This window comes from Serratia sp. 121840015-1, assembly GCF_053627655.1.
The window spans coordinates 450,095-474,445 of the sequence record NZ_JBSEYF010000001.1; the positions used below are offsets into that span (position 1 = coordinate 450,095).

The following is a 24,351-nucleotide window of genomic DNA, read 5'->3' on the forward strand; positions in this document are numbered from 1 at the left end:
TGCGCATTCCTGAATCAGCGAGTGACGGCCTTGGCGCTGGCGGTGACCGCCAACAGCAGGGCGGCTACGCAGGCGAAAGCCACCGTCAGGCTGGAAAACTGAGCGATAAAGCCGATCAGCGCCGGGCCGGCCAGAATACCGGCATAGCCGACGGTGGTGACGGAGGCGATCGCCAAATTGGCCGGCATGTCGCGCTGGTTGCCTGCCGCGCTGAACAGGATCGGCACGACGTTCGAGGCGCCCAGGCCGACCAGCATGAAACCGACCAGCGACACGGTGGCGTGATTGAAGGCGATGGCCAGGCTCAGACCGAGTGCGGCGCACAGGCTGCCCAGCAGCAGCACCCGGTAGCGGCCCAGCGAGTTCACCACCCGATCGCCATTGAGCCGGCCGAGCGTCATGGTGATGGAAAACAGCGCATAGCCCAGGCCGGCCTGGCTATGCTCGACGCCGCGCAGCGTGGTGAGGAACAGCGCGCTCCAGTCAAGCATCGATCCTTCCGCCAGAAACATGATAAAGCACAGGATGCCGATGAACATCACCCAGCCGCGCGGCAAGACGAACATCGGCCCGCCGTCGTCGGCGCCGCTCTCACGCAGCAGATGGCGGCTGGCGAGCGCCAGCAGCACTATCACCGCCAGTACGGTAAGCAGGGTGGATTGCAGCGGCGTCAGGCCCAGCCACAGCAGCGCGCTGACGCCACCGGCGCCGGCAATGCCGCCGATGCTGAAGAAACCGTGAAAACCGGACATCATCGCCTTGCCGCTGGCGCGTTCGACGATCACCGCCTGAACGTTCATCGCCACGTCGATCATGCCGATCGCTGCCCCGAACAGCAGCAGCGCCACGGCCATGCCGCCGAGGGAATCCATCAGCGCCAGCAGCGGCAAATCGATGCATAACCCGAGCCCCGCCATCAGGATCACCGCGCGGCAGCCCAGTTTGCCGGTCAGGAAACCGGTCAGCGGCATCGCCAGCATGGAACCGGCACCGATACAGAGCAGCAACAGGCCGAGCGAGCCGTCATCGATACCGATGCGCGTTTTGGCGAAGGGCACCAGCGGCGCCCAGGCGGCCATGCCGAGACCGGCGACGAAAAAGGCCAGGCGGGTGGCGATCTGTTGAGGAACGCCGGGCGTTTGCTGTTCATTGCACAAGGTGGCTGTCATGTAAGCGTCAGGATCTTGGGTCAAAAGAGTGGCGAAAGTTACTGACAGTTTTTATCACAATCCGCGATCCGGGTCGAAAAGATTCGCGTTTGGTTCCTCTCTGGCACCGCCTCTGCGCACCAGCCACAGGGCGATCACCTGGACTATATACGCCTTTTGCCGTTGGTCGAGCGCGATACCCTGCGGTATGCCGTGCCACTTTTCCAGGCAGCCGCGGCAGCAGGTGGCGGTGGCGTGTTGGGCGACAAACACCGGGTGGCCGCGCATCGGCGTTTGCTTACCGTCATTTTTAGGATGGGCGGCGGCCAGGCGACTGTCGATGAAATCGCGGGCATGGCTGAGGATCAGCGGCAATCCCTTGTCGTCGAGGTAGGTTTGGTCCTTGGCATTTAAACGGAAACGGGCGCGGAAGGGGGAGCTTTGCAGCCGCTGCCACAGCACGTCGGGTTGAAAGGGCATCATGACTTTACTCGCTGAGGGTGAGCTTTTTTTCAGGCTATCAGAAGTGAAACTCCGCGGCTAATTATGCCTGCGGCGAGAAATAAAGGATGGGATAAAGCACGAAATGAAAAGCAAGCTCAATTTGTAGACTAAAATAACAGAAAAGATTAGCAATTAGTGCGGAAGTGAATTAGTGAAACTATATCATGAGGTTATTTATTTGCCTGCTATTTGTACGAGCTGAAATTGTGAGGAGAGTGTGGAGGAAAATAAAAAACCGGCCAGAAGCCGGTTAAAGGAATGCTGAAATTATCTTCGGATAATGAAGGTAATAATGAAAATAATGATGATAGCGAGGTGATTATAGCGGCTGCGTGCGGACAGCGTTTTGGCACAATGTGCTTATTGCTCGATTCAATTGTATGGTTGCCTTTTTTTTCTTAAAGATATGTATAACTACATGATTTTTTATCAATTAATCTATTCTTTGTCTTTAAGTGCTTTATTTTGTTTGTCTGTAATGTTTTGTGAAAGTTCGCGCGTATTTACATTTTGAAACCTTTATTAATTACAATGAAACACTATCGGATACTTGGTATCATTTTCTTTCTGGATTAATATAACCCTTGTTACCAGAATGGTAATGCACAGTCGTGCTAATAATGCTCGAAAAGGGCAGTGGCCGTAGCTCGACATAATTAACGAGGATAATAACGATGAAACTTCGAGTACTCTCTCTGATGGTACCCGCACTGCTGGTTGCAGGCACAGCAGGCGCGGCGGAAATCTACAACAAAGACGGTAATAAACTGGATTTGTACGGTAAAGTCGACGGTCTTCACTATTTCTCCAGCAATGATGGCGCGGACGGCGATCAGTCTTATATGCGTTTTGGCCTGCGTGGCGAAACGCAAATCAGCGATCAGCTGACCGGTTACGGCCAGTGGGAATATCAGGCTAACCTGAACCACGCTGAAAACCAGGACAACAAGAACTTCACCCGTTACGGCTTCGCCGGTCTGAAATTCGGCGACTACGGTTCCTTCGACTATGGTCGTAACACCGGCGTGCTGTACGACGTCGCGGCTTACACCGACTTGCAGCCTGAGTTCGACGGCTCGACCTACGGCGCTGACCAGTTCATGTTCCAGCGCTCCAGCGGCCTGGCGACCTACCGTAACAACGGCTTCTTCGGTTTGGTTGACGGCCTGAACTTCGCCCTGCAGTACCAGGGTAAGAACGGCAGCCCAGAAGAAACCAACAACGGCCGTGACGTTCTGGGTCAGAACGGCGAAGGCTACGGCATGTCCATGAGCTATGACTTGGGCTACGGCATCAGTGCTGCCGGTGCCTTCTTCAACTCCCGTCGTACCAGCGAGCAGAACGGCGGTGGCGGCTACCAGAACATTATGGGCCGCGGCGATAAAGCAGAAGGGTATTCCGGTGGTCTGAAATATGACGCCAACGACACCTACCTGGCCGTGATGTTCACCCAGTCCTACAACGCGGCGCGCTTCGGTAGCTCTACCAGCGATGCTTTCGGTTACGCCAACAAGGCGCAGAGCTTCGAAGCTTACGCGCACTACCAGTTCGACTTCGGTCTGCGTCCGTTCGTGGGCTATAACCAGACCAAAGGTAAAGACCTGGGCCTCGCTGGTAACGGCAAGGACTACGGCGATGAAGATCTGGTCAAATTCGTCGACCTGGGCGCGACCTACTTCTTCAACAAAAACATGTCCACCTATGTTGACTACAAAATCAACCTGCTGGACAACAACGACTTCACCCAAGCTGCCGGTATCAACACCGACAACGTGGTTGCCGTGGGCCTGGTTTACCAGTTCTAAGCACCTCAGTGTGAACGTCATCACGCGGCCTTCGGGCCGCGTTTTTTTTTGCCTGTAAAGCACGGATTGATCCGTTGTCGGCACGGGAAGCGCTTCGGCTAGCCCTCGCTCGGCCTACGCTGTCAGTACAGCAAACAGAGCGGAGGTGATATGGAACTCAAGATCGACAAGGTGATCGAAACGGTGCTGTACGTCAGCGATATTGAACGCGCGGACGCCTTTTATCGAGAGGTGCTGCAACTGCCGGCGATGGTTGCCAACGAACGGTTTCGCGCCTATAACGTCGGCGATCGAAGCGTATTGTTGCTGTTTATCGAGGGCGACTCGCTGCGTGGGGCGCACTATCCGACCGGGTTTATTCCCGCGCACGATGGCGTGGGGCCGGCGCATATCGGGCTGGCGGTAGCGAAAGACCAACTGCCGCATTGGGAACGGCATCTGATGGCCAACGGCGTGGAGATAGAGGGGCGGATGCGCTGGGAACACGGCGGGGAGAGCATTTATTTTCGCGATCCCGACGCTCATCTGCTGGAGCTGGTGACGCCGGGCATTTGGGCCAATTACTGATCGAACCCGCCTTGCGCCAACATGTCCAACGTAGCATTCAGCACCTGCAGCGCGGCCTGCGGTTGCCGCTCTATCTGCACTCTGACGATGGCGCCGTCGATCAGCATCGCCAACATCGCTGAGTGCTGTTCCCGCTGTGGGCCGGCGGGCAGGTGACGTGCCAGCTCGTCCGCCATCTGCCGCTTATGCTGGCTGGCGATGTGCAGGCTTTCCGGCAGCAGGTCGGCAAGTTCCACCGCCGTATTGATAAACGCGCAGCCGCGAAAGCGCGGATCGTCGAACCATTCCGCCAGGCAGGGCGCCAGCGCCGCCAGCAACCCGCCGGTTTGCGTCACATGCCTGGCCAACGCTGTGCTGAACCAGGCTAGCCACTGCTGGTGGCGATAGGCCAAAAACGCCGTAATCAAGTCGTTCTTGCTGGGAAAATGGCGGTAAAACGTCACCTTGGTTACGCCAGATTCCTTGATGATGCGATCGATGCCGGTGGCGCGTATCCCCTCCTGATAAAACAGATCGTGCGCCGTCAGCAGGATGCGCTGGCGGGCGGGCAAGGCGTTGAGATCGGCGGTCATCATTTTCTCCTGGGCTATTTCCGAGTGATTGTAGACAATTCTGTCTACATGCGCTAGCGTAATGTTGTAGACAGAGTTGTCTACATGCCTTCACTCAGGAGATGAACATGAGCATTAAACCCCCATTGCCGCCTTTTACCCGCGAATCCGCCATCGAGAAGGTGCGGCTGGCGGAGGATGCCTGGAACAGTCGCGATCCCGAACGCGTATCGCAGGTATATTCCCTCGATACCCATTGGCGTAACCGCGCGGAGTTTGTCGACGGCCGCGCAGCGGTGGTCGGTTTTTTACAACGCAAATGGGCGAAAGAACTGGAGTATCGGCTAATCAAGGAACTGTGGGCGTTTGATGGCGCGCGCATCGCGGTGCGTTTCGCCTATGAATGGCGCGACGATTCCGGCAACTGGTATCGCAGCTTCGGCAACGAAAACTGGGAGTTCAATCAGGAGGGGCTGATGATCAACCGCCATGCGTGCATCAACGACATGCCGATCCGCGAACAGGATCGGCGTTTTCATTGGCCGCTCGGCCGGCGGCCGGACGATGTCCCGGCCCTGAGCGATTTCGGTTTTTGAATCTGACGTCGCGCCCGCGATGGCCGCTCGTGAGGAAAAGCGCACCGATCGACAAAGGGGAATTTGTAGAAAAGCCTTTCCACTTCTAGACTTAGGGGACAACAAACGCACTCCAAGAGGACAAGCTATGACGAAGAAGTTGGTTTTGGCCGTCGGCACTGCGGCGGTATTTTCCATTCTTGCCGGCTGCACCGCCTATGACCGCGCAACCAGTTATGTCAATGAGCCGGTGGTCAGCGATGTCAAAGTAGGGATGACCAAGCAGCAGGTGCGGGCTATCGCCGGTCCGCCGTCGACCACCGCCACGCTGGTTCATGCGCAGGGCACTTGCGACACCTATGCGGTGGCGCCGCGCGACGGCAAAGTGCAAACGTACTTTGTCAGCTACAACGACACGGGCCATGTCATGAACAAGGGCTATCAAACCTGTTCAGACTACGATTCTCAGCCGAAATAATCGCGTTTCGGCCGACACAAAAAGCCTCGCTTGCGCGGGGCTTTTCATTTTTTAAGCGTTTAAGGCCTGAAGTTTAGGCAACTGCACCGGTTGTGCCATTTTTTTGCATGAAAACGATAGACATTTCATAACGGTATCGCTAATATCAGCGCCCATTGGAAGGATGGCCGAGTGGTTTAAGGCAACGGTCTTGAAAACCGTCGAGTGTAACAGCTCCCAGAGTTCGAATCTCTGTCCTTCCGCCAAATTCAGCCGGCTTAGCTCAGTAGGTAGAGCAACTGACTTGTAATCAGTAGGTCACCAGTTCGATTCCGGTAGCCGGCACCATGATAAAAGCCCCAGCAGCGATGCTGGGGCTTTTTGTTATGCGCTGCACGCTGACACCGAAGGATCAAATTAACCTATAGGCGGGGCTTTCATCTGCCGCATGGAGCTTGGACATTCATCACGGAGGGGAGGAGCCTATGGCTTATTCTGGCAGAAATATAGCCGGAGGATGAGCCGGCTATCAGGTAGGGTTCAAATCTCAGTGACCAGCCACTGATCCGCTTCTTCGAACATCTCTTCCAACATTCGGTTCAGCTTCTCACGATCGCTTTTGCTGGCGTCGGAGTTCAGGCCGTTGGCCTGCATCGGTTTTACGCGCACTTCGGCTTCAGGAAACAGCGCATGCACGCGTTTTTCCAGCTCGTTGCGAATAATCTCGGCGGCGTTGGGTAGCCCAGCGACGTTGCGCTTGTCGTACACTAATTCTACAAACATGACTCACCTGTAAATACTGATTTAATGTACAGTATTCTGGCCTGAGGAAGGCGGGTTGGCAAGAGTGGGAAAGCAATTTTGCATGAGGCGTTCATTCTTGCGCTGTGCGCGACCAAGCCTGCAGCTGAATCACCAATTCCGCCAGGCTGGCGGCCTGCATTTTCTCCATCACTTTCGCCCGGTGAACCTCCACGGTACGCAGGGCGATATTCAGCCGCTCCGCCATTTCCCGATTCATCATGCCTCGCACTACCAGCTGTGCGATGTCGCGTTCTTTCGGCGTGAGCGTGCGGTAACGGCCGAGGGTTTCATGGCGTTGCCAGGCTGCGGCCGAAACCCGGTGCGCGCGTTCGAGGGCGGCGATCAGCGGTTCAGTGGCGATCGGTTTTTGCAGGAAGTCCACCGCGCCGTACTTCATCTGCTCCACCGCCATCGGCACGTCGCCATGGCCGGACAGGAACACCACCGCCAGCGTGCTGCCGAGGCGGCGCAGCTCAGCGTAGGCCTGGTGCCCATCGAGTTTCGGCATCCGCATGTCCAGCAAGACGATCCCGATCTGAAACAGGTCGGCCCGCGCCAAAAAGTCGGCGCTGTCATTCCAGCACTGCACGTCGTGGCCGAGGCTGGTCAGCAAAAAATGACAGGCGTCGGTGACGGCGGCGTCATCGTCCACCAGATGAATTAGCGACATGGTTTTCCTCATCGTTCAATATGAAATGCAGCGTTATGCACAGCCCATTGCGGCTGTCGGGGGCGGGGCGGTTCGCCAGGCGGATTTCGCCGCCGCCATAGCGGGCCAGGCGCCGACAAATGGCTAACCCCAGCCCCATGCCGCCGGCTTTGGTGGTGTTGAAGGGGCGAAAAGCCTGTTCCAGCCCGGCCGTTGTCATGCCGCCCGCGTTGTCCTGCAGATGCAACTCGATCGCCCGTTCGCTCTGGGTGGCGGAAAGCCAGACGGCATTGGCCCCGGCCTGCGCCGCATTCAGCAGCAGGTTCGCCAGCAGCTGTTCCAGCAGCGCCGGCGGCAGGGTTAGCGTCAGCGAAGGCGCCACGTTGTTGAACAACGTCAGGTCGGGATAGCGCTGCGTCAGGCGCAGCAGCGCCCACACCCGCTCGGCGGTTTCGCTTACCGCAGCGGACTGCCAGCGCGTTTGATCTATCGCCTCAGCGGTGGGCTGTGCCCACTGGCGCAGGTTATGAATCGTTTCGCCGCCGCGCTGCGCCTGTCGGTCGATATTTTCCAGCGGCCCCAGCAACGGATGCCCGGCGTCCGTTTTGCGCAGTTGGATCAGGCATCCTTGCGCATAGTGGCGAATAGCCGCCAGCGGTTGATTGAGCTCGTGTGCGAAGCCGGAGGCCATTTCCCCCAGCACGTTCAGCTGCCTGGCGTTCTCCAGCGCCTGCTCCTGCCGCCGCAGTTGCTCTCCGGCATGGAGCAACTGCCGCCCGCGCCGGCGTACCAGCAGCGCGATCCAGATGTGGTTGACGATCAACAGCGCCAGCACCGCCAGCGACAGGCCGACGGCCGTCTGATGCTGGATCAGCCAGCTTTTGATATCCAGCCACAGCCGCCGCTGTTCCGGGTGTTGATTGACGGCGCGCAGCAGCGCTTCCACCTCGCTGGTCGAGGCCGGTGCGCCCCACAGGAAGGGTGACTGCGGCGGTGCGGTCAGCAAGGCTCTTGCCACCGCATCCACCAGTGAGTTCTCCAGGCCGGGCAGGGCGGCGAACGACCAGTTGGGGTAAAGCGGCGTGCTGGTAACGCAGGGAACCGACGCGGCCTGTTGCAACAGCGGGCGAAAATCCGCCGGATTGATCAGGCCTTCCTGATCCATTTTCTCCAGCAGGCAAACGGGGACGATGGCGGCCTGAATGGCGCGTTCGCGCAACAGATAGAGCAGGGCGTCGGCAGGGAAACCGGTAAAGCGCAGGTGAAAATCGCGCTCGGGCCGTATGCCGGCATCGCTGAGCGCCTTATAACCGGTCAGATAGCCGCCGAAGGCCTGCGGATCGATGGCGCCCACCGTTTTGCCCATCAGCGCCTGTGGCGTCGTAATGCCGCTGTCGCGCCGCACCAGAATCACGCTGCCGATGATGTTGCCCGTTGCCCGGTCGCCGTTGGCGGCGCGTAACGACGCCAGCCAGCGCAGATGATAGTGGCTGTTCAGCTGCACAAACTGCGCCGGATTGGTGACCACGAACTGCACGCTGCCCCGATTGACCGCCTCGCGCATCTGCGCCAGATCGAGCGGCCGCAGGCAGAAGCGTTCACCGCCGACGCTGCCGTTGAGCCTGTCGATTAGCGGCTGCCAGTCACGCGCGGTCGCCGCATCGCCGCGCATCGCCAGCACGCCGACCGACCACTCGCCCGCCTGTGCCGCCATCCCCCAGCCGAGACTGAGCAGCAGTAATAACACGACCCTCACGGCCCCTCCTGATGGGCAATCTGCCTGCCGTCACTTGTTTTAGATCAACGTTAGGTTCGGTATGTGGTTAACCACAATAGAGCTGAGCCCAATGCCATTTTTACACTGTAAATCATCGACATTGTTTATTCATCTAACGGGCATCAATAGCGTGATCGGGGTGATGCCCAGGGTGTGGGAGAGGCGCATGGATTTCGGTAAACGGCAGTTTTTGCAGCGGCTGGGCGTGTTGACGGCGGGGGCCTCGCTGATCCCCATGGCGGAAGCCGGGCTGACGTGGGCGCCGACGCGGCGCGAGGGGGATGTTCGCCGACGCTATGCGATGCTGATCGACCTGCGGCGCTGCGTCGGGTGCCAGGCCTGTACCGTGAGCTGCGCCATTGAAAACCAGACGCCGCACGGGGAGTTTCGCACCACGGTAAACCAGTACCAGGTCAGCCTCGAAGGCGAAGCGGTGGCGACCAACGTGCTGCTGCCCAGGCTGTGCAACCACTGCGACAACCCGCCCTGCGTGCCGGTATGCCCGGTGCAGGCCACCTTCCAGCGCGAGGACGGGATCGTGGCGGTCGACAACAAACGCTGCGTGGGGTGCGCCTATTGCGTGCAGGCCTGTCCGTACGATGCCCGTTTTATCAATCACGCCACCCAAACGGCGGACAAATGCACCTTCTGCGTGCACCGGCTGGAAGCGGGATTGCTGCCGGCGTGCGTGGAGTCGTGCGTGGGCGGGGCGCGGATCATCGGCGACATGCGCGATCCGCACAGCACGCTGAGCAAGCTGCTGCGGCGCCACGAGGACGAGATCAAAGTCCTCAAGCCGGAGAATCAAACCGCGCCCCACGTCTTTTATCTGGGGCTGGATGACGCCTTCGTCACGCCGCTGCCGGGCCGGGCGCAGGTCGCCTTATGGGGGGAGGGACGATGAACCGCCAACTGATGATCGCAGAAGTGTTGAGCCAGCCGCAGGCGGTGAGCTGGCTGCCGTGGGCCGTGCAATATTTCTTCTTTATCGGCATCGCCGCCTGCGCCGCGCTGCTGGCCTGCGTGTGGCGCTGGCGTGGTGGGGATAGCGCCGCACATCTGGAGCGCACGGCGCTGTTTATCGGGCTGACGTGCGCCATCACCGCGCCGCTGGCGTTGACCGCCGACCTGCATCAAACCGCCCGCTTTTGGCATTTCTACGCTTACCCGACGCCCTGGTCGTGGATGCCATGGGGCGCGCTGTTCTTGCCGCTGTTTACCTTGTTGATCGGCCTGTGGTTTATCGCGATCGAATTTACGCGGCTGACGGGCAGGCGGGTGGCGCTGCTGCGTGGGATAGCGCCTGCTTGTGCGCTGGTAGCTATCGGCCTGCTGTTGTACACCGGGCGTGAGGTTTCCGTTGTGCGCGCCCGCCCCATCTGGTTCAGCTACGGATTTCCGATCGTGATGTTCCTCAGCGCGCTGCAGGCGCTCTTGGCCCTGTTGCTGTTGGCGATGCGCAAACGGCCCGGCCTGCAAGCGCCGCTGGCGCGCGGGATGCTGCTGACGCTGTTGCTGCTCGGCGGGGCGATCCTGCTGTGGGTGTGCGGCGATACGCTATCCGGCGCGGCGGTACGCCACTGGCTGTATACGCAGGCGGCGGCGCGTCAGTATGCCGCCGGGTGGATCGCGCTGTGGGCACTGGCGCTGGCGTGTGCCGCCTGGGCCACCTATCGACGTTTGCCGCGCGGCGGCGCACCGCTGCTGGTGGCCGGCGCGCTGGGGCTGAGCTGGCTGATGCGCTGGACGCTGTTGATCGAGGTACAAACCCTCCCGAAATACAACGCGTCTTATTCCCTCTATAGCCTGCCGCTGGGTACCGACGGCTTACTGGCGATCGTCGGCACTTTCGGGCTGTGGCTGGCGTTAATGATCATGGTGCGTGAAGCACAGGCGTTTTTATTTCGGAGAAAACAACATGGCTAAACTCACCCGGCGTCAGTGGTTGAAAGTGGGCCTGGCCTTCGGCGGGTTGTCCGCTTTTGGCCTGAGCTATCGTGAGGTCGCCAAACGGGCGATCGACGGCTTGATTCACGGCACCTCAGGGCGGGTGACGTTGGATCGCATCAACGGCAACTCTCTGCTGCCCGAAGGGCGGGCAGTGCCGGAATGGCAAGGCAATCCGCAGCAGGCCATCTCGATGACCCAGTGTTTCGGCTGCTGGACGCAATGCGGCGTGCGGGTACGGGTGGACAGGCAGACCGATCGGGTATTGCGCATTGCCGGCAACCCTTATCATCCGCTGTCTCAGGAACGGCACGTCGACTCGGCGTTGCCGTTGCAGGAGGCGTTGGCGCAGCTGGGCGGCGAAAGCGGCCTCGACGCCCGTTCCACCGCCTGCGCGCGCGGCGCCACGCTGCTGGAGGGGCTTTACAGCCCGCTGCGCGTGCTGGAGCCGATGAAACGCGTCGGCAAGCGCGGCGAGGGCAAGTGGCAACGTATCAGCTTCGAGCAGTTGATCGCTGAAGTGGTGGAGGGCGGCGATCTGTTCGGCGAGGGGCATGTGGACGGCCTGCGGGCGATCCGCGATCTGGAAACGCCGATCGACGCCCGGCGGCCGGGGCTGGGGCCGAAAGCCAACCAGCTGCTGGTGACCAACGCTGGTGACGACGGGCGCGACAGCTTCCTGCGGCGCTTCGCCCAGAACAGCTTCGGCAGCAAAAACTTCGGCGCGCACGGCGCTTATTGTGGGCTGGCCTACCGTGCCGGCTCCGGTGCATTGATGAACGATCTGGACAAGAACCCGCATGTGAAACCGGACTGGGAACAGGTCGAATTCGCGCTGTTTATGGGCACCTCGCCGGCGCAGTCCGGCAACCCGTTCAAGCGCCAGGCCCGGCAGCTGGCCAGCGCCAGATTGCGCAGCGAGTTTCGCTATGCGGTGGTGGCGCCAGCGTTGCCGCTGACCACCACGCTGGCGGACGATCATGGCCATTGGATCCCGATATTACCGGGCACCGACTCAGCGTTGGCGATGGCGATGATCCAGTGGATCCTCGACAACCGGCGTTATCAGGCCGACTATCTCGCCATCCCGTCGGAGGCCGCCATGCAGCGTGCCAGCGAGAAGAGCTGGACCAACGCCACGCATCTGGTGATCGCCGAGAGCGAGCACCCGCTGGCGGGGCAGCATCTGACGCTCGCTCATCTGAACGGCGCCGAGTCGGCGTCGCCGCTGGTCGTCAACGGCGCGGGGGAGCTGGTGCCGGCCGAGGCGTGCGACCGCGCCGAGCTGTGGGTAACCCGCACGGTGACGCTGCACGACGGCGCGCAGGTGGCGGTGAAGAGCGGTTTCCAGTGTTTGAAAGAGGCCGCCGACAAACTGTCGCCGGAGGCGTACAGCCGGGAATGCGGCGTGCCGGTGGCACGCATCGCGGCGCTGGCCGAGGCCTTTACCGCCCATGGGCGCAAGGCGGCGGTGATCGCCCATGGCGGGATGATGGCGGCAAACGGGTTTTACAATACCTGGTCGGTGATGATGCTCAATGTGTTGATCGGTAATCTGAGCCTGGAGGGCGGGGTGTTTGTCGGCGGCGGTAAATTCAACGGCTTCGCCGAGGGGCCGCGCTATAACCTGGTCGAGTTTCCCGGCCTGGTAAAACCGAAGGGGCTGAATATCGCGCGCAGCAAGGCCGCTTATGAAACCTCCGACGAATACCGCGAAAAAGTGGCGGCGGGCATTTCACCCTGGCCGGCCAGGGCGCCCTGGTATCCGTTCGTCGCCGGGCAGTTGACCGAGCTGCTGACGTCGGCGCTGGCGGGGTATCCGTACGGGCTGAAAGTCTGGATCTCGAACATGACCAACCCCTTGTACGGTATCGCCGGGTTGCGCGGCGTGGCGGAGGAACGATTGAAAGATCCGGCGCGTTTGCCGCTGTTTATCGCCATCGATGCGTTTATCAACGAAACGACGGCGCTGGCCGACTATATCATCCCGGATACCCATAACTTTGAGAGCTGGGGATTCAGCGCCCCTTGGGGCGGCGTCGCCAGCAAGGCCACTACCGCGCGCTGGCCGATAGTGACGCCGGCGACCGCGAAAACGGCGCAAGGGCAGCCGATTTCCATGGAGGCGTTTTGCATCGCCGTCGCCAAACGCCTGGGGCTGCCGGGGTTTGGCGATCGCGCTATCGGCGACGGCCAGGGCGGGCTGCTGCCGCTCAACCGCGCTGAGGATTATTATCTGCGCGCCGCCGCCAACGTGGCGTTTGCCGGCAAGGCGCCGGTGCCGGCCGCGAGGGCGGAAGAGCTGGCGCTGTGCGGCGTCGATCGCTTGTTGCCGCAGCTTGCGCAGACGCTGCGCGCCGATGAAATCGACCGCGTGGCGTTTATCTACAGCCGAGGTGGCCGCTTCGCCGATCATGACAGCGGCCGCCGCGACGGCAGCGTGGGCAACCGTTGGGAGAAGCCGCTGCAGATCTGGAATGCGGAAGTGGCAAAGCACCGCCATGCGATCACCGGCGAGCGTTTCAGCGGCTGCCCCACCTGTTACCCGGCGCGTTTGTCGGACGGCCGTGCGGTGGAAGAGCTCTACCCTGAGCGGCAGTGGCCGCTGCGGCTGATGTCCTTCAAATCCAATGTGATGAGCAGCTCCACCGCGGTAATCCGGCGCTTGCACGACGTGAAGCCGGTGAACCTGATGGCCCTGAACCCGGTGGACGGGGTGCGTTTCGGCATTCAACACGGTGACTGGGTGAGCATCAGTACGCCGGGCGGCAGCCGGGAGGCGCAGATCAGTTTGCTGGCGGGGGTGATGCCAGGCGTGATCGCGGTGGAACACGGTTACGGCCACCGGGAGATGGGCGCCAGCCAGCACTACCTGGACGGCGAACCGCTGGCGATGGATGAGCGCATCGCCGCCGGCATCAACCTTAACGATTTGGGCTTTGCCGATCCGACGCGCGAAGTGCCGAACACCTGGCTGGATTGGGTAACCGGTGCGGCGGTGCGCCAGGGTATTCCTGCGGCGATCGTCAAACTTTCCGCGTAAACGGCAGACGAAAAAAAACCTGCTGTAACAGCAGGTTTTCTTGAGCTTGGTCGGCATGAGAGGATTATGCGCATCTTCGATGCTTGCCCTGCGGGCCGTTGCTAAAGCAACGTGGTCTCACTGCGCTCGGCTCGAACCTCCTTCGGAGATTCTCATCCTCTCAGCGTGCAGACGAAAAAAAACCTGCTGTAACAGCAGGTTTTCTTAAATTTGGTCGGCATGAGAGGATTCGAACCTCCGACCCCCGACACCCCATGATACCGTTTGAAATTCGCTGAAAGCCGCGCCAGTACTGGGTTTTAAGTCATTTCACTGTTTAAACAAACAGTGCATTTTGTGCATAACTTGGCTTATAAACATCAACAAGTTAGGGCCGGTTTTGCCATCTACCCTACAGAGATCTCCCCATGCGGGACAACAACCCAATCGATGTGATTCTGGGTGTAGATTTTTGTAGATTTTGCGTCGCTATGTGCCATTCGACCTTGTGGATCTATCCCTTGGTTGTCAAAAAGGTGAGCTGCTAAAGCACGTATCTCATGGAATGTCGGCCGTTCTTCCATTTCCAGGTGGTCGCATAACCCAAGTTGATCGCGCAATTTGGAAAAAGAGCGACTGAGGTAATCAGGCGCCACCTGGGTCGGGTGAGCAACTTCTTTGCTGCGTTTCACGTTCCGATCAGGTATGCGATGCACAACATATGGGCTAGCTACATTGTCTCTACTTTCCTCGATGATCTTCTTCAAAACCTCCCCGATCGGAATAGCAACGTGTGAAGCCTCTTTCTTTTGTACTTTTTGCCGGTGAATATATAGCGTGCCGTAAATGCCATTCACGGGCTGTTCCAACCAAACGCACCCACAAATCCCATTCTTTGGTTCACGGATAGAATAGCGGATCCGGGATACTTCAAGGCGTGCATGTGTTGTCTGTAATGCCAGATCCATGGCTGTTCGTAACCATGGCAATGCTGCGTTACGAATAGCCAAGAAATGCTCTAGGGATAGGCGCTGTCTCTTTTTCTCTTCTGTTCTTCGCATTTTCTTACGCGTGGCCGGGTTATCCAGCATTAACGATTCATCTACAGCGTAACTGAATAGTTTCTTTAAGAAACTGACCTTTCTGTTTTGAACGTTGGCTGATGCTTCCGCATGGTATTCTTTTATATAAGCGTTTACATGCTCCAGTTCGATATCACATGCCGGTATATTTACAAAAAATTCTTTCACCCGCTTTGCATCATTATTCCAATCATCTTTCGTATTGTCGGATGGACGTTCATCTTCAATAGCTCTCGCCATTATTCTATCTACATGCTCAGCGAAGGGGAGAGCTTCTCCTTGTATACCTCCAGACTCCCTGATAAGTGAGTCTATTGATATTGCATTTTCAGGACGCATTCTGTTGTTGTATTCGCGTGCAATATCGATTGCCAGCGCCCGGTCTTTACCCAGAGACTTGCGTTTCCCTGTGACCAGAGTGAAGCGGTAAACGCCAGTAGCTTTATCGAAATAAAGTTGATCTGGTAAATGCCGGTTTTCCCGCCGGCGCGGACGGGCGGCCATTACGACTCCCTAATCAGTTGGTCAACAGCATGAGAAATTTTAGATTGAACTCCCCAACGCTCAGATGAATAAACATATGACATACCGTCTACTACCTTCCCTCTAACTTTACCGTTTTCAATCCAACGCTTGACAGTGCGTTTATCTGGGATTGAGCCTTCTTCAAATTCACGAGCGAGCCATTTGCTTGCGCGCATTAATTTATCGGCCATGGTTTTTCCTCCACACAATAGGCCCGCTGCAACGGGCCGTTAAAAAATTACAGGTCGTCCGGCTGCTGGTGGGGTGATAGCAATCGCTGGTGTATTGCTGAAACGTATTGCGCCTGGTGTACCGCATCGGCCAAGGCGTTATGACGTTCCCCGCTGAACGGCAGATCGCGTTTCGGATCGAATCCAATCCGCCGGCCGAGGTTCACAATGGTGCGCACGTCCAAATCGTTGAACCAGTTCCAGCATGGCACCTTGCTGCAACGCTCGTAGGATTCACGCAGAATGACATTGTCGAAAGCTGCACCATTGCCCCAAACCTTCAGGTACTTCGGCTGCTCGCAGCTGCGGGCGACAAAATTGGTCAACGCATCGAGGGCTTCAGCGATGGGTTTTGCCTCGTCACTGGTGATCGCCGCTCGGGCTTCGCTGCTTTGTTTCAGCCACCAGTTAATGGTATCGCCATCGGGAACGGCGCCGACGGCTAGTTCGCTTGCCAGATTCACTGCGGTGTAAAACCGCGGGCCAAGATCGCCGGAGGTTGGTTCGAAGAACACGGCACCGATCGCGACGATAGGCGCTTTTGGTCTCTTGCCCATGGTTTCCAGGTCAATCATCAGATCATTCATTGTTTTTACCTTGTGTTGGGGCCGCTGCCAGCCTCTCCTGGGCCTCAGCCCTTAACGGTCTTGACGGCCAAATTCCACGCCTGCTCTGCGCTCATTCCGTCGCTATGGTTCTGTTTGAAATGCCTCTCAATGCGTAACTCATCAAGATAACGCTTGGAACGCCGCTGGCTGCGTGATGGCTTAACGTGCTGCCATACGTGTGGATAGTTGGCGCTGTAAACCTGCCAGCGCCGGTTACTGATTTTGAAACAGTCGCCATACCCGGCAATCGGAACCCATAGCGCTAACCGCGCCTGCCTGTTGCTCTTACGCTTAGCCATGCTCACACCTCCACATATCTAGCCCGCCCGTAATACTTGCCAGAGCGAAAACGATAATGTTTCTTGCATTGCCACATGTCGCACTCTGTTGTCATCGCGACACCACGCACCAGGCGTGGTGAAAAGTTAAGTTTAGGCATGGGTGATCACCCCACGGTGGTTGATGCGGTACACACGTTTAGGCATGCCGGAATTTTGACGATTGCCGTTGACAAACTGCGCCCACATTTTCAGCTCAAGCAAAAAGCCGCACATGCCTTTTCCTGTCTTTCTGACGCCAATCTTGTTGCTATTGCCGATGCTTCGGCGAGCCTTTCGCATTACATTGCGGTTGTGGGCGTTGCACACCTCAAGCCAGCGGTCATTGCCTCTATACCTGTATGGTGAGAACGTCCGATAACGCCGTGCCTGCTGCTCTTTTAGGTGTGAATGTTGCAAATCTTCGATGTAGGTTTGCTTGCTCATCAATCGTCATCCTCATTGGCCATAACCAGCTGCGTATCGTCCGGTATTTCCATGGTCAGCTGGACGCTGTAACCTCGCTCATGCATGGAGTATGAGACAGGCCAAGCTGGTACCGGCACGTCTTCGCCAACCTGACAAAGCCCAATAGCCCAGCAACCTTCATCGGTGTAGGTTGCGACAATCAGCACTTCGCCTTCGGCAGATTTCAAGTGATAGATCCCCAGCTCGTTAGAGCAGCCGATCTCTTCACGTATCGCACCCTCAACCTCAAAAAGATCATCGCTGGCGCCATAAAAATTCAGTATCTTGCTCATCAGTAACCCCCGCGGCGCGTGGCCAGCCGAATACGTTGATAAATTTCACCTGCGTTGCTGCGCTCTTCTCCAAGTTCGCAAGCACAGAAATAGGCATAGGCTGCTTTTTCACATGCCTGGTGAGCGTCGATAAATTCACGTTTCAAAGCTTCGGTGTGGTGCTTTTCAACCAGATTCTTTAAGGCATCGGGATCCTCTTCAATAGGGCGCAGCCAGTAACAAACTGGCCCATCTTCGGTATCGTGAATCGAAGCAATAAACCATCCATCGCCCGCCGGCGGAGTAGGCTCCCAATCGCTAATATCGCCGTCCCCGGATTCATGGGCATCGATCTGTTCGGCAGTGGCATGATTTTCCATCCACTGCAGCGCGCCAGTGACGCGGTTTGCTTCCTTCCACGCCTCAAATTCACCAGGCGTGCCATATTCCGCGCCATTGGCCGGCACAAAGTAATCCGGGTGCGTCCAGTAGCCGTACTGGTCGCGCTGTGGTTCAACTGCGGTGATCAATTTGCTCATGATGTTGTCTCCTGCAGCCGGCGGATCCGGCCGTAATATTCGCCTGAGTTCCAGAACACGACTTTCATTCCGAGCTCTACCTGGTTTTCGAATCGCCGCGGCACGAACCACATGACGACGGCTTTCTTTACAAAGACGCTGCTGACGATTTGGGTGCTGACGCGCTTAGCCATTGCCAGCCCCCTTTACGAAGATGATCCAGTGCGTCTTATCGTTCTTACCGGTGCGTTGCCAGATAGCCGGTTTTTCGTCTGTGAGAGCGATGATCTGGCTAACAGGTATCTGGGTTTCGTTCCATTTGAAGATCAGCACGCCGTGTGGCCGCAGCACGCGGAAGGCCTCAGCGAACCCGGCACGCAGTTCATCGCGCCATGTTTCGCGATCGAGCTTCCCGTACTTTTTGCCCTGCCAGCCCTTGGGGCCGACGCGCTCCAGGTGCGGCGGATCGAACACGACAACAGGGAAGCTACCGTCTGCAAACGGTAGCGCGGTGAAGTCGGCGATCAGGTCAGGGGAGATAACCAGTTTCCGACCATCGCACAGGGTGTGGCTCTCGCTGCGCTTGTCGCTGAATACAGCGCGCTCGTCTTCTTTGTCGAACCAGAACATGCGCGGGCCGCAGCACATATCGAGAATGGTTTTATCAGTCAGCATTTTCGGCCCCCTGGCGCCGCGCCGGGATCACTCCATCCACTGGCAGGCATTCATATTGCGGTGGAAGCTGTTGCTGGTGGATATCCGCCAGACAGTTACTTTTGTCGGGGTACACCCAGCCCTGCGGCACGAATTCGCATGGCTGGTACGTGTAGCAGACGAGTAGGAACAGGCCGAACATTACACGCCCCTCTCTGAGGTCAGCTGGTGGAATCGCTGCAGGAACATCGTGCGTGCCTGCACTGGATTTACCGGTGACACGAGAAAATCTTCGGATGGGCTGATTCCTTCGAGCATCGGCCACGGCGTGCCGTCGTCAATATCGAGGTCGCGGCGCTCGGTGGCTAACATCACCAGATCGGCATTTTTAACGATCGGACTGGTTGTGGCAGGAAGCCCAAATTTATAGCGGATAACAAAATCAATGTTATTTTCGATGCCGCGATAGTCAGGTATTAATTTTTTGAGTGGTGATGGAATATCTTTGCAATAAGCTTCATGGGCATCATGCAATAAAGCTTCGAGAGCAAAGCTTGGCGGCACGATCTGGCTTGCAATAAAGCAATGCTGTGCCACGCTGTAAAATTCAGGAAGATGGCCATTGAAACGGCATTCATGTGATAACGCTTGAGCGATATCTTCAATGCAAATATCGTCTACGTTTGGCGCTGCGTAATCAAAACGCTTGCCAGTAAAGGTTAAAATCCAAGACATAATTATTCTCCACACAGTTTTTGGCAACACTTCACCAAATACCCCATTGCTGGGGTATTTGAGGCTGCATTACATATTGAATTAAGCTTTAAATTTACCGATGAAGGTTTCTACTTCTACGCCGTCAAACTTGCTGGTCAGCAGGTCGCGGAATTCGACCGCGATTTCTTCTTCTGCTTTTTCCAATTGCACGATGCGTAATACCAGGATCGGTTTGTCATTGGTGATTATGCTATAGCGCAGTTTGAATGGACGCTCGCTCAGACCTTCATACGGCACGTATTTGAACTCAAAAGCGGCTGGCATAACGTCTTTGCTTTTGGCCTCCACGCTTTCCATGAGTGAACGTTTACCGCTGAAATCGTTCTCTTCATGGTCAGAGGTGGAGACGGACTCAATAGTGATGCGTCGGACAGCACCTACGGCTTGCTTAATATCGAGTACAACGCCATCAGCATCGAACGCGGTAAGGAAATCACGGTTGTCTTCCAGCCACTCTGCCAGTTCTTTTTGGCCTTGCTTGCGGCCATTGATATCGAGCAGCCCGGAGAATGGGGCCGTTTTTTTCAGGGTGATCGAGGCTTTATTATCAGCATGGCCGGGTTCGTCTAGCGTGCCAATGTTGAAGATCGTTTCGGCCTGCATACGATCTGCATCGATGAAGCAGCAAACGCCTTCGCCTGCATATTGGGTGGAGTATTTAACAAAATCGGGAATGCTGGTTGTTTCCATGTTCCCACGGAAGCGAAAGCGCAGATCGTGATAACGTTCGAGACTTTCAACGTTCACATCTTTTGGTAAAACAGCGATCGGGCAATCAACATGATTAAGATCTTGGATGAATGCAGCGCCGATAGCCAGATGCTTAATTTGCTCGATGGCTGAGCCGTCTAATTGTGACATATTATTTAGTCCTATTGATTAATAGTTGACGAGATCGCGAAATTACTGCGCGACTTTTAATTTACCGTCTGGCTGCCCGCCAACAGTAAATAATTGCCCTTGATCTTCCTGCAAAATAGTCAGCTTGCCGCCCTTACCAACGTACATTGGTGTTTCGGTGGTATCTTCCTCTGACACTTTGCCACGCGGGGTAGGGGTTACAAATTTCAGTTGGTGCTTAATACCGACCCGCTTTTCTTCAACTGAATTACTCAAGCGGTCAATATCAAAGGTGATAACGATCTTCCCTTTGCCGCCATTGTTGAGAACACCCAGGGCAGTAGCGTTTAAAGCCGCTGAGATTTTATTTTGAAACACGCCAGCATCCAGTTCGCCCAGAAAGTCCGGCACGTTGGTCTTGCGGTCATCACTCATTGAATACTCCTCACACGAAGCGGCGATAGCCGCGGTTTTCTCCACACATCAGGTGGCGCACCGCGCTGGTGTTCATACTGTGCAGAAATGAATTGGAACCGGCACAGTGCGCCACCTGATGTGTAAAAAGGGCGGCCAGCCTATGAACATTATCTTCACCCCTTGTTGGTTGAAGTTCAGCGTGGCCGCCAAAGACTACACACAGCAATTACTAGGTTGTGGCGGCTGGTAAACAACGCCCCCGAAGTTTCCAGCCTTGAACCACAATGATAAGAGCACTGCCGGTCTCCGAATTGAACGGAGCTTTTCCCTGCCCATCGCCTAACTCATTAGGTGGCTGGAATTGAACCAGTCGTTATGCCTTGCTCGTCAGTGCTCTTGCCGTTGTGTGCTGACCTTCCAGCCAACATGGTGGGGATAGCAAGCAAACCGCTGAACGTACCCACTCGGCGGACTCGCCATTTCGGATGCCGCCGCATAACTCCGAATGACCCTTCATTTTTAGCTGACTGATGCGTTAACCGGGCGCCAACCGGAACTACGTGATGCTTATCGCCACCTTTCCCTCACTCCGTCGCCGGGGGGAACTTGGCCATTACCACTGATGCGGCTGGCCGGTATCTACGGTCGGCCCGTTTACTTGTCACATGATGCTTACCTCCATTCACGTGCCTGTTCTCGTCATGGGGCAGGCTCCCGGTTCTCATGTTCCCTCTGAAGCCGTCATAGCCGAAGCTGATAGCAGCAGGGGAGAAAAGACGCTTCACATTGGGCTGCTCACTCATGGGTCAAGATCCTTCACCGCTCCCAGAATTTAGGGAATCGGCTGAGTGAGCATTCCGATGTGCGCCGGTCACCCGGCGACAGCCACCAAAATTAAAAAACCAACCGCCAACCAAAAACCCAGACACAAAACAGCCATTAACAACCACCATGCGCCTCGTTCACTCATGATTGCCTCGGTGCGCCTTATTGCGCGTTGCTGTCTGCCCCGGCCATTGCCAGAATCTTTTTGGCGTAAGCGATCGCTGCATCGCGCTCTAAGTAGATGCTGCCGTCCTCGCTGAAAAAGGTGAGGCAGAACGTCTCGTTGTCTTTGCCAAATTCGATCTCGCAATTGCACTGGTCCCGGCACTGGAAGTCGGCAATGATTCTGCCGTTTGGCTTACCGTTAACTTCTTGCGACCGCATGTTGAACATCGCCGAACCGTCCACGAAGTTCTCAGTTGTGGCGGGTTCTACTTCGACGCGGATCAGTTGCGCACAAAGTTCAGCGGTAGGCGCTTCGAAGCTGTGCTCGAGGTAGAGGTGCATTTCTTCGCCGTCGGCGCTGTCGATGGCGTGGATGGCTTCTTTGTCGAAGGCCCAGCGTTGGCCTGTTGTGTCCATGAACGAACCGAGAATTTGCAGATGTTCCACTTGTTTATCCTCTTGTTTATTGGGGTGCCCGGTTAAACTTCTCCACCTCGGGCGGCGGTGGTATCTTGGTGGTTCTCACACAACCAAGAAGGAAATTGGTATGCGCGGAGTCGTTGTACACCACGAACGCCGGATCGGATTCATCGCTATTCGTGACAGCAGAGGAGAATTTGTCCTTGCTGAACTACTTGGCGGTTATGTCGTTGAAAAAGGTGACGTGGTCTCTGGAAATGCCGATCATCACGGTTCTCAAACGTTGTTAAATGAAACCAGGGGCGAACGAATCAACGTTTTCATACAAGGCATTGGCATGACCGAAAAACAAACTATTCGGATGATCCAAAACACTCGTTAATCATTTCTCTGAATGCCATGCAGTCTTGCAGGGTCCACTTACACTGCTCAGTGCTGATAATTCTTCCCGGCTCCTGAGCCAACTTCGGATCCGCTGAGCACTTAATGCCACGATTGGCGGCCTGCTCCATGCGTGAAACCTTTTCCAGAAGCTTTTGCTTAATGCTGTCCATCGCCTAAACCTCTTACAGAAAGTCACCTGAGCGAATCATCCTGATCTTCGTGCGCCTCGTGCGGCTACTTCGTGGGCATCCTGCCTGTTCGCTGTTGATGTGATTAATGTAACTATGGTTACCTTTTGCGTCAAGTGGAAATGTACTTAAAGTTACATTGAGGGGGCTAAAAAAGCCCCGAATGGGGCTCGTGATGATTGTTACAAGTCTTGAGTTACCTGGACGACGCGGCCGATTATGCGGCAATTACCATCTATCTCGATTGGTTTGAAGTTTGGATTGAGTGGCATCAGGTATTTATTAGGGCCATCAATCACTAATTTTTTTATAGTGGCCTCACTACTCCCATCGATCATAGCAACGACGATTCTCCCAGATAATTCTTCAACAGAGCCATAATGTGGTTCAACGATAACTGTTGATCCTTCTGGGATTGTGGGAAGACCGTGAGGGTTAGTCATAGATTCACCACGAACATCGAGGCCAAAAGCATCATCCGAAACATTCACTGTTGTACTACACCACCTAAGGACATCTGAAATACGTGCTGCTGTGTAGGAATCTGTCCATGATCCGGCCTGCACTGAAGAGATTACTGGGACACTGAATGGTGCCGCTGCAATGGGTTTTAGCTTTGTATCATCAGGGTAAGTTTCATCACCCTTACCATAGAGTAACCATTCAGGGTTAGACGATAAAACCCGAGCCAAAACATGTAAGTTTTCCCCATCAGGTTGAGTGACACCAGCTTCCCATTTGGTGACTGATACCCTGCTCACACCTACGGCCTTTGCTAACTGAAGTTGGGTCATATCCAACTGCAGCCTTCGCATTCGAATTCTGTCGTTCATTGCTGTTTTCATGTAACCAATGTTACGCGATTAAGACGTGAAAGGTGTTTGCTTTGTAATGTACCTTTTGTTACCTTTAGCGTGTGAATCAATAAGGAGTTTCTATGTACAAAGAAACAGTAATTTCCCATTTTGGCGGTGTTGTGAATACCGCTATGGCCTTGGGAATAAAGCATCCAGCGGTATGCCGATGGGGAAAAGTTATCCCCGAAAAACAGGCAATGAGAATAGACCACTTAACCGGCGGAGAACTTAAATACCAGCCTGAACTGTATAAGAAGTCTACGGCATCAGCTGCATAACAGTAACTACCAAAGGAAAAACAACATGGTAGAGGCAAATCTGAAAGAAGTAGTGAAGGGAATGTGTAAGGCGTTTGCTGGTGGCCGTTCGGCGATGGCTGGCGCCCTGGGCATGACCGAAACGGCGTTCAACAACAACCTCTACGAGAAGAACGGGTGCCGCTTCTTCGAGATAGGGGAGCTGGAAGCGATGGAGGACATATCCGGTACCAATCTGCTGACCGAGTATTTTGCTCGGCGGCGCGGGTTGCTGGTGGTGGAGCTGCCTGCACTGGAAGAACTGGATCAGGTGGAGTTGTTCAGCAAGAGCATCCGCACGGCGGCGCATCGCGGCCATGTGGATCAGATCATTCAGGAATCGTTGGCAGATGGAGTCATTGACGACAAAGAAGCCGCCGAGATCATGCGTCATCACCGCAAGCATTTGCAGGCGCGAGACGCAGAGGTTAGGGCTGTGCTGGCGCTATTTGGCAAGAAGGCCAAATGCCAGAAAGGTTGACGCCCAAAGTTGCAGCTCTGGGCGTCGGGGTGCGAATAAATCGTGTGTGGAGAAATAATCGCATGGGCAATTTAACCAGAAAACCTATGGTGCCGCAAATACGCTGCCGGGCAATGCCGGGCGGTAAATCAGCTGCGCCATTCCGGTATGAGGTAAATGTACTGGGCCAATGGGAACCCAGCAACTACCAGTTTGCGCGCTGGGTGGTAGATGGCGGGGCT

General features: G+C 56.3%; 31 protein-coding genes, 2 tRNA genes and 1 other RNA gene. 12 read left to right on the forward strand and 22 right to left on the reverse strand.

Annotation, left to right across the window (positions count from 1 at the left end):
• Positions 1-14: 14 nt before the first annotated feature.
• Together ACUXAC_RS02135 and ACUXAC_RS02140 are read right to left on the reverse strand one after the other, a co-directional pair.
• Positions 15-1,169, reverse strand: a complete 1,155-nt coding sequence (locus tag ACUXAC_RS02135) for an MFS transporter (protein WP_047730202.1) — start codon at positions 1,167-1,169, stop codon at positions 15-17.
• Between the two features lie 54 nt (positions 1,170-1,223).
• Entirely contained in the window at positions 1,224-1,628 is a 405-nt protein-coding gene (locus ACUXAC_RS02140; protein WP_084827911.1) for a DUF4186 domain-containing protein, read from the reverse strand.
• 698 nt (positions 1,629-2,326) lie between these two features.
• Here ACUXAC_RS02140 and ompC point away from each other — a divergent pair.
• Together ompC and ACUXAC_RS02150 are read left to right on the forward strand one after the other, a co-directional pair.
• Positions 2,327-3,457, forward strand: coding sequence for a porin OmpC (gene ompC / locus ACUXAC_RS02145; RefSeq protein WP_197834084.1), 1,131 nt, complete (start codon positions 2,327-2,329; stop codon positions 3,455-3,457).
• A gap of 150 nt (positions 3,458-3,607) precedes the next feature.
• Positions 3,608-4,024 (forward strand): VOC family protein, encoded by a 417-nt coding sequence (locus ACUXAC_RS02150; RefSeq protein WP_047730203.1) that lies wholly within the window; start codon positions 3,608-3,610, stop codon positions 4,022-4,024.
• Here ACUXAC_RS02150 and ACUXAC_RS02155 read toward each other — a convergent pair.
• A complete protein-coding gene (locus ACUXAC_RS02155) occupies positions 4,018-4,596 on the reverse strand; it encodes a TetR/AcrR family transcriptional regulator (protein WP_060439390.1) in 579 nt (192 codons plus the stop codon). The two genes, ACUXAC_RS02150 and ACUXAC_RS02155, sit on opposite strands and share 7 nt — an antisense overlap.
• A 107-nt stretch (positions 4,597-4,703) precedes the next feature.
• Between ACUXAC_RS02155 and ACUXAC_RS02160 the strand changes: the two genes are divergently transcribed.
• The 4 genes from ACUXAC_RS02160 to ACUXAC_RS02175 all read left to right on the forward strand — a co-directional run bounded on the left by ACUXAC_RS02160 (position 4,704) and on the right by ACUXAC_RS02175 (position 5,955).
• Positions 4,704-5,171: a nuclear transport factor 2 family protein gene (locus ACUXAC_RS02160; protein WP_025303631.1), complete on the forward strand. Its 468-nt coding sequence runs from the start codon at positions 4,704-4,706 to the stop codon at positions 5,169-5,171.
• A gap of 127 nt (positions 5,172-5,298) precedes the next feature.
• Entirely contained in the window at positions 5,299-5,628 is a 330-nt protein-coding gene (gene osmE, locus ACUXAC_RS02165; protein ID WP_019453681.1) for an osmotically-inducible lipoprotein OsmE, read from the forward strand.
• A 157-nt stretch (positions 5,629-5,785) separates the two neighbouring features.
• Positions 5,786-5,873: transfer RNA gene (locus tag ACUXAC_RS02170), tRNA-Ser, on the forward strand.
• A gap of 6 nt (positions 5,874-5,879) precedes the next feature.
• Positions 5,880-5,955, forward strand: a tRNA-Thr gene (locus ACUXAC_RS02175).
• 192 nt (positions 5,956-6,147) lie between these two features.
• On the opposite strand, the gene ACUXAC_RS02180 is transcribed toward ACUXAC_RS02175, so the two are convergent.
• The 3 genes from ACUXAC_RS02180 to ttrS form a co-directional block, all read right to left on the reverse strand.
• Complete coding sequence (locus tag ACUXAC_RS02180) at positions 6,148-6,390, reverse strand: DinI family protein (RefSeq protein WP_084827369.1); 243 nt, start codon at positions 6,388-6,390, stop codon at positions 6,148-6,150.
• Positions 6,391-6,481: 91 nt separating this feature from the next.
• Positions 6,482-7,081, reverse strand: coding sequence for a tetrathionate respiration response regulator TtrR (ttrR, locus tag ACUXAC_RS02185; RefSeq protein ID WP_387441770.1), 600 nt, complete (start codon positions 7,079-7,081; stop codon positions 6,482-6,484).
• Complete coding sequence (gene ttrS / locus ACUXAC_RS02190; RefSeq protein WP_387441918.1) at positions 7,053-8,774, reverse strand: tetrathionate respiration histidine kinase TtrS; 1,722 nt, start codon at positions 8,772-8,774, stop codon at positions 7,053-7,055. Before ttrS ends, ttrR begins: the two co-directional genes overlap by 29 nt.
• Before the next feature lie 229 nt (positions 8,775-9,003).
• Between ttrS and ttrB the strand changes: the two genes are divergently transcribed.
• Genes ttrB through ttrA form a run of 3 tightly spaced genes read left to right on the forward strand, consistent with a single transcriptional unit; the run spans position 9,004 to position 13,827 of the window.
• On the forward strand, positions 9,004-9,741 hold the full coding sequence (gene ttrB / locus ACUXAC_RS02195) for a tetrathionate reductase subunit TtrB (protein WP_387441768.1): 738 nt from the start codon (positions 9,004-9,006) through the stop codon (positions 9,739-9,741).
• On the forward strand, positions 9,738-10,763 hold the full coding sequence (gene ttrC / locus ACUXAC_RS02200; RefSeq protein WP_387441766.1) for a tetrathionate reductase subunit TtrC: 1,026 nt from the start codon (positions 9,738-9,740) through the stop codon (positions 10,761-10,763). The genes ttrB and ttrC overlap by 4 nt, the downstream gene beginning before the upstream one ends.
• Entirely contained in the window at positions 10,756-13,827 is a 3,072-nt protein-coding gene (gene ttrA, locus ACUXAC_RS02205) for a tetrathionate reductase subunit TtrA (protein WP_454266415.1), read from the forward strand. Before ttrC ends, ttrA begins: the two co-directional genes overlap by 8 nt.
• A 47-nt stretch (positions 13,828-13,874) precedes the next feature.
• Here ttrA and ACUXAC_RS02210 read toward each other — a convergent pair.
• The 15 genes from ACUXAC_RS02210 to ACUXAC_RS02280 all read right to left on the reverse strand — a co-directional run bounded on the left by ACUXAC_RS02210 (position 13,875) and on the right by ACUXAC_RS02280 (position 21,951).
• Positions 13,875-14,004: non-coding RNA, RtT sRNA (locus tag ACUXAC_RS02210), on the reverse strand.
• Positions 14,005-14,213: 209 nt separating this feature from the next.
• Positions 14,214-15,392: a phage integrase Arm DNA-binding domain-containing protein gene (locus tag ACUXAC_RS02215; RefSeq protein WP_454266416.1), complete on the reverse strand. Its 1,179-nt coding sequence runs from the start codon at positions 15,390-15,392 to the stop codon at positions 14,214-14,216.
• Positions 15,392-15,604, reverse strand: coding sequence for a hypothetical protein (locus ACUXAC_RS02220; RefSeq protein WP_454266417.1), 213 nt, complete (start codon positions 15,602-15,604; stop codon positions 15,392-15,394). The genes ACUXAC_RS02215 and ACUXAC_RS02220 overlap by 1 nt, the downstream gene beginning before the upstream one ends.
• Positions 15,605-15,651: 47 nt before the next feature.
• On the reverse strand, positions 15,652-16,230 hold the full coding sequence (locus ACUXAC_RS02225) for a 3'-5' exonuclease (RefSeq protein ID WP_454266419.1): 579 nt from the start codon (positions 16,228-16,230) through the stop codon (positions 15,652-15,654).
• A gap of 44 nt (positions 16,231-16,274) precedes the next feature.
• The gene (locus ACUXAC_RS02230) at positions 16,275-16,550 is read right to left on the reverse strand and encodes a hypothetical protein (RefSeq protein WP_025303611.1); all 276 of its coding nucleotides are present in this window, start codon (positions 16,548-16,550) and stop codon (positions 16,275-16,277) included.
• Between the two features lie 132 nt (positions 16,551-16,682).
• Positions 16,683-17,015, reverse strand: a complete 333-nt coding sequence (locus ACUXAC_RS02235; protein WP_454266421.1) for a hypothetical protein — start codon at positions 17,013-17,015, stop codon at positions 16,683-16,685.
• Positions 17,015-17,329, reverse strand: a complete 315-nt coding sequence (locus ACUXAC_RS02240; protein WP_454266422.1) for a hypothetical protein — start codon at positions 17,327-17,329, stop codon at positions 17,015-17,017. Before ACUXAC_RS02240 ends, ACUXAC_RS02235 begins: the two co-directional genes overlap by 1 nt.
• On the reverse strand, positions 17,329-17,847 hold the full coding sequence (locus ACUXAC_RS02245; protein WP_454266423.1) for a hypothetical protein: 519 nt from the start codon (positions 17,845-17,847) through the stop codon (positions 17,329-17,331). Before ACUXAC_RS02245 ends, ACUXAC_RS02240 begins: the two co-directional genes overlap by 1 nt.
• Positions 17,844-18,020, reverse strand: a complete 177-nt coding sequence (locus tag ACUXAC_RS02250) for a hypothetical protein (RefSeq protein WP_454266424.1) — start codon at positions 18,018-18,020, stop codon at positions 17,844-17,846. Before ACUXAC_RS02250 ends, ACUXAC_RS02245 begins: the two co-directional genes overlap by 4 nt.
• Entirely contained in the window at positions 18,013-18,498 is a 486-nt protein-coding gene (locus ACUXAC_RS02255; protein WP_454266703.1) for a class I SAM-dependent methyltransferase, read from the reverse strand. The genes ACUXAC_RS02250 and ACUXAC_RS02255 overlap by 8 nt, the downstream gene beginning before the upstream one ends.
• Positions 18,491-18,682 carry a DUF1482 family protein gene (locus ACUXAC_RS02260; protein WP_454266425.1) on the reverse strand — a complete coding sequence of 64 codons (192 nt, stop codon included), beginning with the start codon at positions 18,680-18,682 and terminating at the stop codon, positions 18,491-18,493. The genes ACUXAC_RS02255 and ACUXAC_RS02260 overlap by 8 nt, the downstream gene beginning before the upstream one ends.
• On the reverse strand, positions 18,682-19,215 hold the full coding sequence (locus ACUXAC_RS02265) for a hypothetical protein (protein WP_060441861.1): 534 nt from the start codon (positions 19,213-19,215) through the stop codon (positions 18,682-18,684). The genes ACUXAC_RS02260 and ACUXAC_RS02265 overlap by 1 nt, the downstream gene beginning before the upstream one ends.
• Positions 19,216-19,296: 81 nt before the next feature.
• A complete protein-coding gene (locus tag ACUXAC_RS02270; protein WP_454266427.1) occupies positions 19,297-20,118 on the reverse strand; it encodes a YfdQ family protein in 822 nt (273 codons plus the stop codon).
• A gap of 42 nt (positions 20,119-20,160) precedes the next feature.
• Entirely contained in the window at positions 20,161-20,532 is a 372-nt protein-coding gene (locus tag ACUXAC_RS02275; protein ID WP_107227635.1) for a hypothetical protein, read from the reverse strand.
• Between the two features lie 969 nt (positions 20,533-21,501).
• Positions 21,502-21,951, reverse strand: a complete 450-nt coding sequence (locus ACUXAC_RS02280; protein WP_454266429.1) for a hypothetical protein — start codon at positions 21,949-21,951, stop codon at positions 21,502-21,504.
• A gap of 100 nt (positions 21,952-22,051) precedes the next feature.
• Here ACUXAC_RS02280 and ACUXAC_RS02285 point away from each other — a divergent pair, with 100 nt between their 5' ends.
• The gene (locus ACUXAC_RS02285) at positions 22,052-22,306 is read left to right on the forward strand and encodes a hypothetical protein (protein WP_072271230.1); all 255 of its coding nucleotides are present in this window, start codon (positions 22,052-22,054) and stop codon (positions 22,304-22,306) included.
• A 372-nt stretch (positions 22,307-22,678) separates the two neighbouring features.
• Here ACUXAC_RS02285 and ACUXAC_RS02290 read toward each other — a convergent pair whose 3' ends face one another.
• Positions 22,679-23,341, reverse strand: coding sequence for a LexA family protein (locus tag ACUXAC_RS02290; protein ID WP_448175219.1), 663 nt, complete (start codon positions 23,339-23,341; stop codon positions 22,679-22,681).
• A gap of 92 nt (positions 23,342-23,433) precedes the next feature.
• Between ACUXAC_RS02290 and ACUXAC_RS02295 the strand changes: the two genes are divergently transcribed.
• Both ACUXAC_RS02295 and ACUXAC_RS02300 read left to right on the forward strand, forming a co-directional pair.
• A complete protein-coding gene (locus ACUXAC_RS02295) occupies positions 23,434-23,631 on the forward strand; it encodes a Cro/CI family transcriptional regulator (protein ID WP_448175218.1) in 198 nt (65 codons plus the stop codon).
• Positions 23,632-23,656: 25 nt separating this feature from the next.
• A complete protein-coding gene (locus tag ACUXAC_RS02300) occupies positions 23,657-24,130 on the forward strand; it encodes a YmfL family putative regulatory protein (RefSeq protein WP_107227640.1) in 474 nt (157 codons plus the stop codon).
• Positions 24,131-24,351: the final 221 nt, after the last annotated feature.

Bases quoted from the DNA above. Each gene is read 5' to 3' on its own strand.
- ACUXAC_RS02245 (WP_454266423.1), bottom strand. From the start codon at position 17,847: ATGAGCAAATTGATCACCGCAGTTGAACCACAGCGCGACCAGTACGGC.
- ACUXAC_RS02260 (WP_454266425.1), bottom strand. From the start codon at position 18,682: ATGTTCGGCCTGTTCCTACTCGTCTGCTACACGTACCAGCCATGCGAA.
- ACUXAC_RS02220 (WP_454266417.1), bottom strand. From the start codon at position 15,604: ATGGCCGATAAATTAATGCGCGCAAGCAAATGGCTCGCTCGTGAATTT.
- ACUXAC_RS02230 (WP_025303611.1), bottom strand. From the start codon at position 16,550: ATGGCTAAGCGTAAGAGCAACAGGCAGGCGCGGTTAGCGCTATGGGTT.
- ttrS (WP_387441918.1), bottom strand. From the start codon at position 8,774: ATGGCGGCACAGGCGGGCGAGTGGTCGGTCGGCGTGCTGGCGATGCGC.
- osmE (WP_019453681.1), top strand. From the start codon at position 5,299: ATGACGAAGAAGTTGGTTTTGGCCGTCGGCACTGCGGCGGTATTTTCC.
- ACUXAC_RS02265 (WP_060441861.1), bottom strand. From the start codon at position 19,215: ATGTCTTGGATTTTAACCTTTACTGGCAAGCGTTTTGATTACGCAGCG.
- ACUXAC_RS02160 (WP_025303631.1), top strand. From the start codon at position 4,704: ATGAGCATTAAACCCCCATTGCCGCCTTTTACCCGCGAATCCGCCATC.
- ttrA (WP_454266415.1), top strand. From the start codon at position 10,756: ATGGCTAAACTCACCCGGCGTCAGTGGTTGAAAGTGGGCCTGGCCTTC.
- ACUXAC_RS02235 (WP_454266421.1), bottom strand. From the start codon at position 17,015: ATGAGCAAGCAAACCTACATCGAAGATTTGCAACATTCACACCTAAAA.
- ACUXAC_RS02250 (WP_454266424.1), bottom strand. From the start codon at position 18,020: ATGGCTAAGCGCGTCAGCACCCAAATCGTCAGCAGCGTCTTTGTAAAG.
- ACUXAC_RS02215 (WP_454266416.1), bottom strand. From the start codon at position 15,392: ATGGCCGCCCGTCCGCGCCGGCGGGAAAACCGGCATTTACCAGATCAA.
- ACUXAC_RS02270 (WP_454266427.1), bottom strand. From the start codon at position 20,118: ATGTCACAATTAGACGGCTCAGCCATCGAGCAAATTAAGCATCTGGCT.
- ACUXAC_RS02225 (WP_454266419.1), bottom strand. From the start codon at position 16,230: ATGAATGATCTGATGATTGACCTGGAAACCATGGGCAAGAGACCAAAA.
- ACUXAC_RS02295 (WP_448175218.1), top strand. From the start codon at position 23,434: ATGTACAAAGAAACAGTAATTTCCCATTTTGGCGGTGTTGTGAATACC.
- ACUXAC_RS02240 (WP_454266422.1), bottom strand. From the start codon at position 17,329: ATGAGCAAGATACTGAATTTTTATGGCGCCAGCGATGATCTTTTTGAG.
- ACUXAC_RS02180 (WP_084827369.1), bottom strand. From the start codon at position 6,390: ATGTTTGTAGAATTAGTGTACGACAAGCGCAACGTCGCTGGGCTACCC.
- ttrB (WP_387441768.1), top strand. From the start codon at position 9,004: ATGGATTTCGGTAAACGGCAGTTTTTGCAGCGGCTGGGCGTGTTGACG.
- ACUXAC_RS02155 (WP_060439390.1), bottom strand. From the start codon at position 4,596: ATGACCGCCGATCTCAACGCCTTGCCCGCCCGCCAGCGCATCCTGCTG.
- ACUXAC_RS02285 (WP_072271230.1), top strand. From the start codon at position 22,052: ATGCGCGGAGTCGTTGTACACCACGAACGCCGGATCGGATTCATCGCT.
- ttrC (WP_387441766.1), top strand. From the start codon at position 9,738: ATGAACCGCCAACTGATGATCGCAGAAGTGTTGAGCCAGCCGCAGGCG.
- ACUXAC_RS02150 (WP_047730203.1), top strand. From the start codon at position 3,608: ATGGAACTCAAGATCGACAAGGTGATCGAAACGGTGCTGTACGTCAGC.
- ACUXAC_RS02135 (WP_047730202.1), bottom strand. From the start codon at position 1,169: ATGACAGCCACCTTGTGCAATGAACAGCAAACGCCCGGCGTTCCTCAA.
- ACUXAC_RS02140 (WP_084827911.1), bottom strand. From the start codon at position 1,628: ATGCCCTTTCAACCCGACGTGCTGTGGCAGCGGCTGCAAAGCTCCCCC.
- ompC (WP_197834084.1), top strand. From the start codon at position 2,327: ATGAAACTTCGAGTACTCTCTCTGATGGTACCCGCACTGCTGGTTGCA.
- ACUXAC_RS02300 (WP_107227640.1), top strand. From the start codon at position 23,657: ATGGTAGAGGCAAATCTGAAAGAAGTAGTGAAGGGAATGTGTAAGGCG.
- ttrR (WP_387441770.1), bottom strand. From the start codon at position 7,081: ATGTCGCTAATTCATCTGGTGGACGATGACGCCGCCGTCACCGACGCC.
- ACUXAC_RS02275 (WP_107227635.1), bottom strand. From the start codon at position 20,532: ATGAGTGATGACCGCAAGACCAACGTGCCGGACTTTCTGGGCGAACTG.
- ACUXAC_RS02290 (WP_448175219.1), bottom strand. From the start codon at position 23,341: ATGAAAACAGCAATGAACGACAGAATTCGAATGCGAAGGCTGCAGTTG.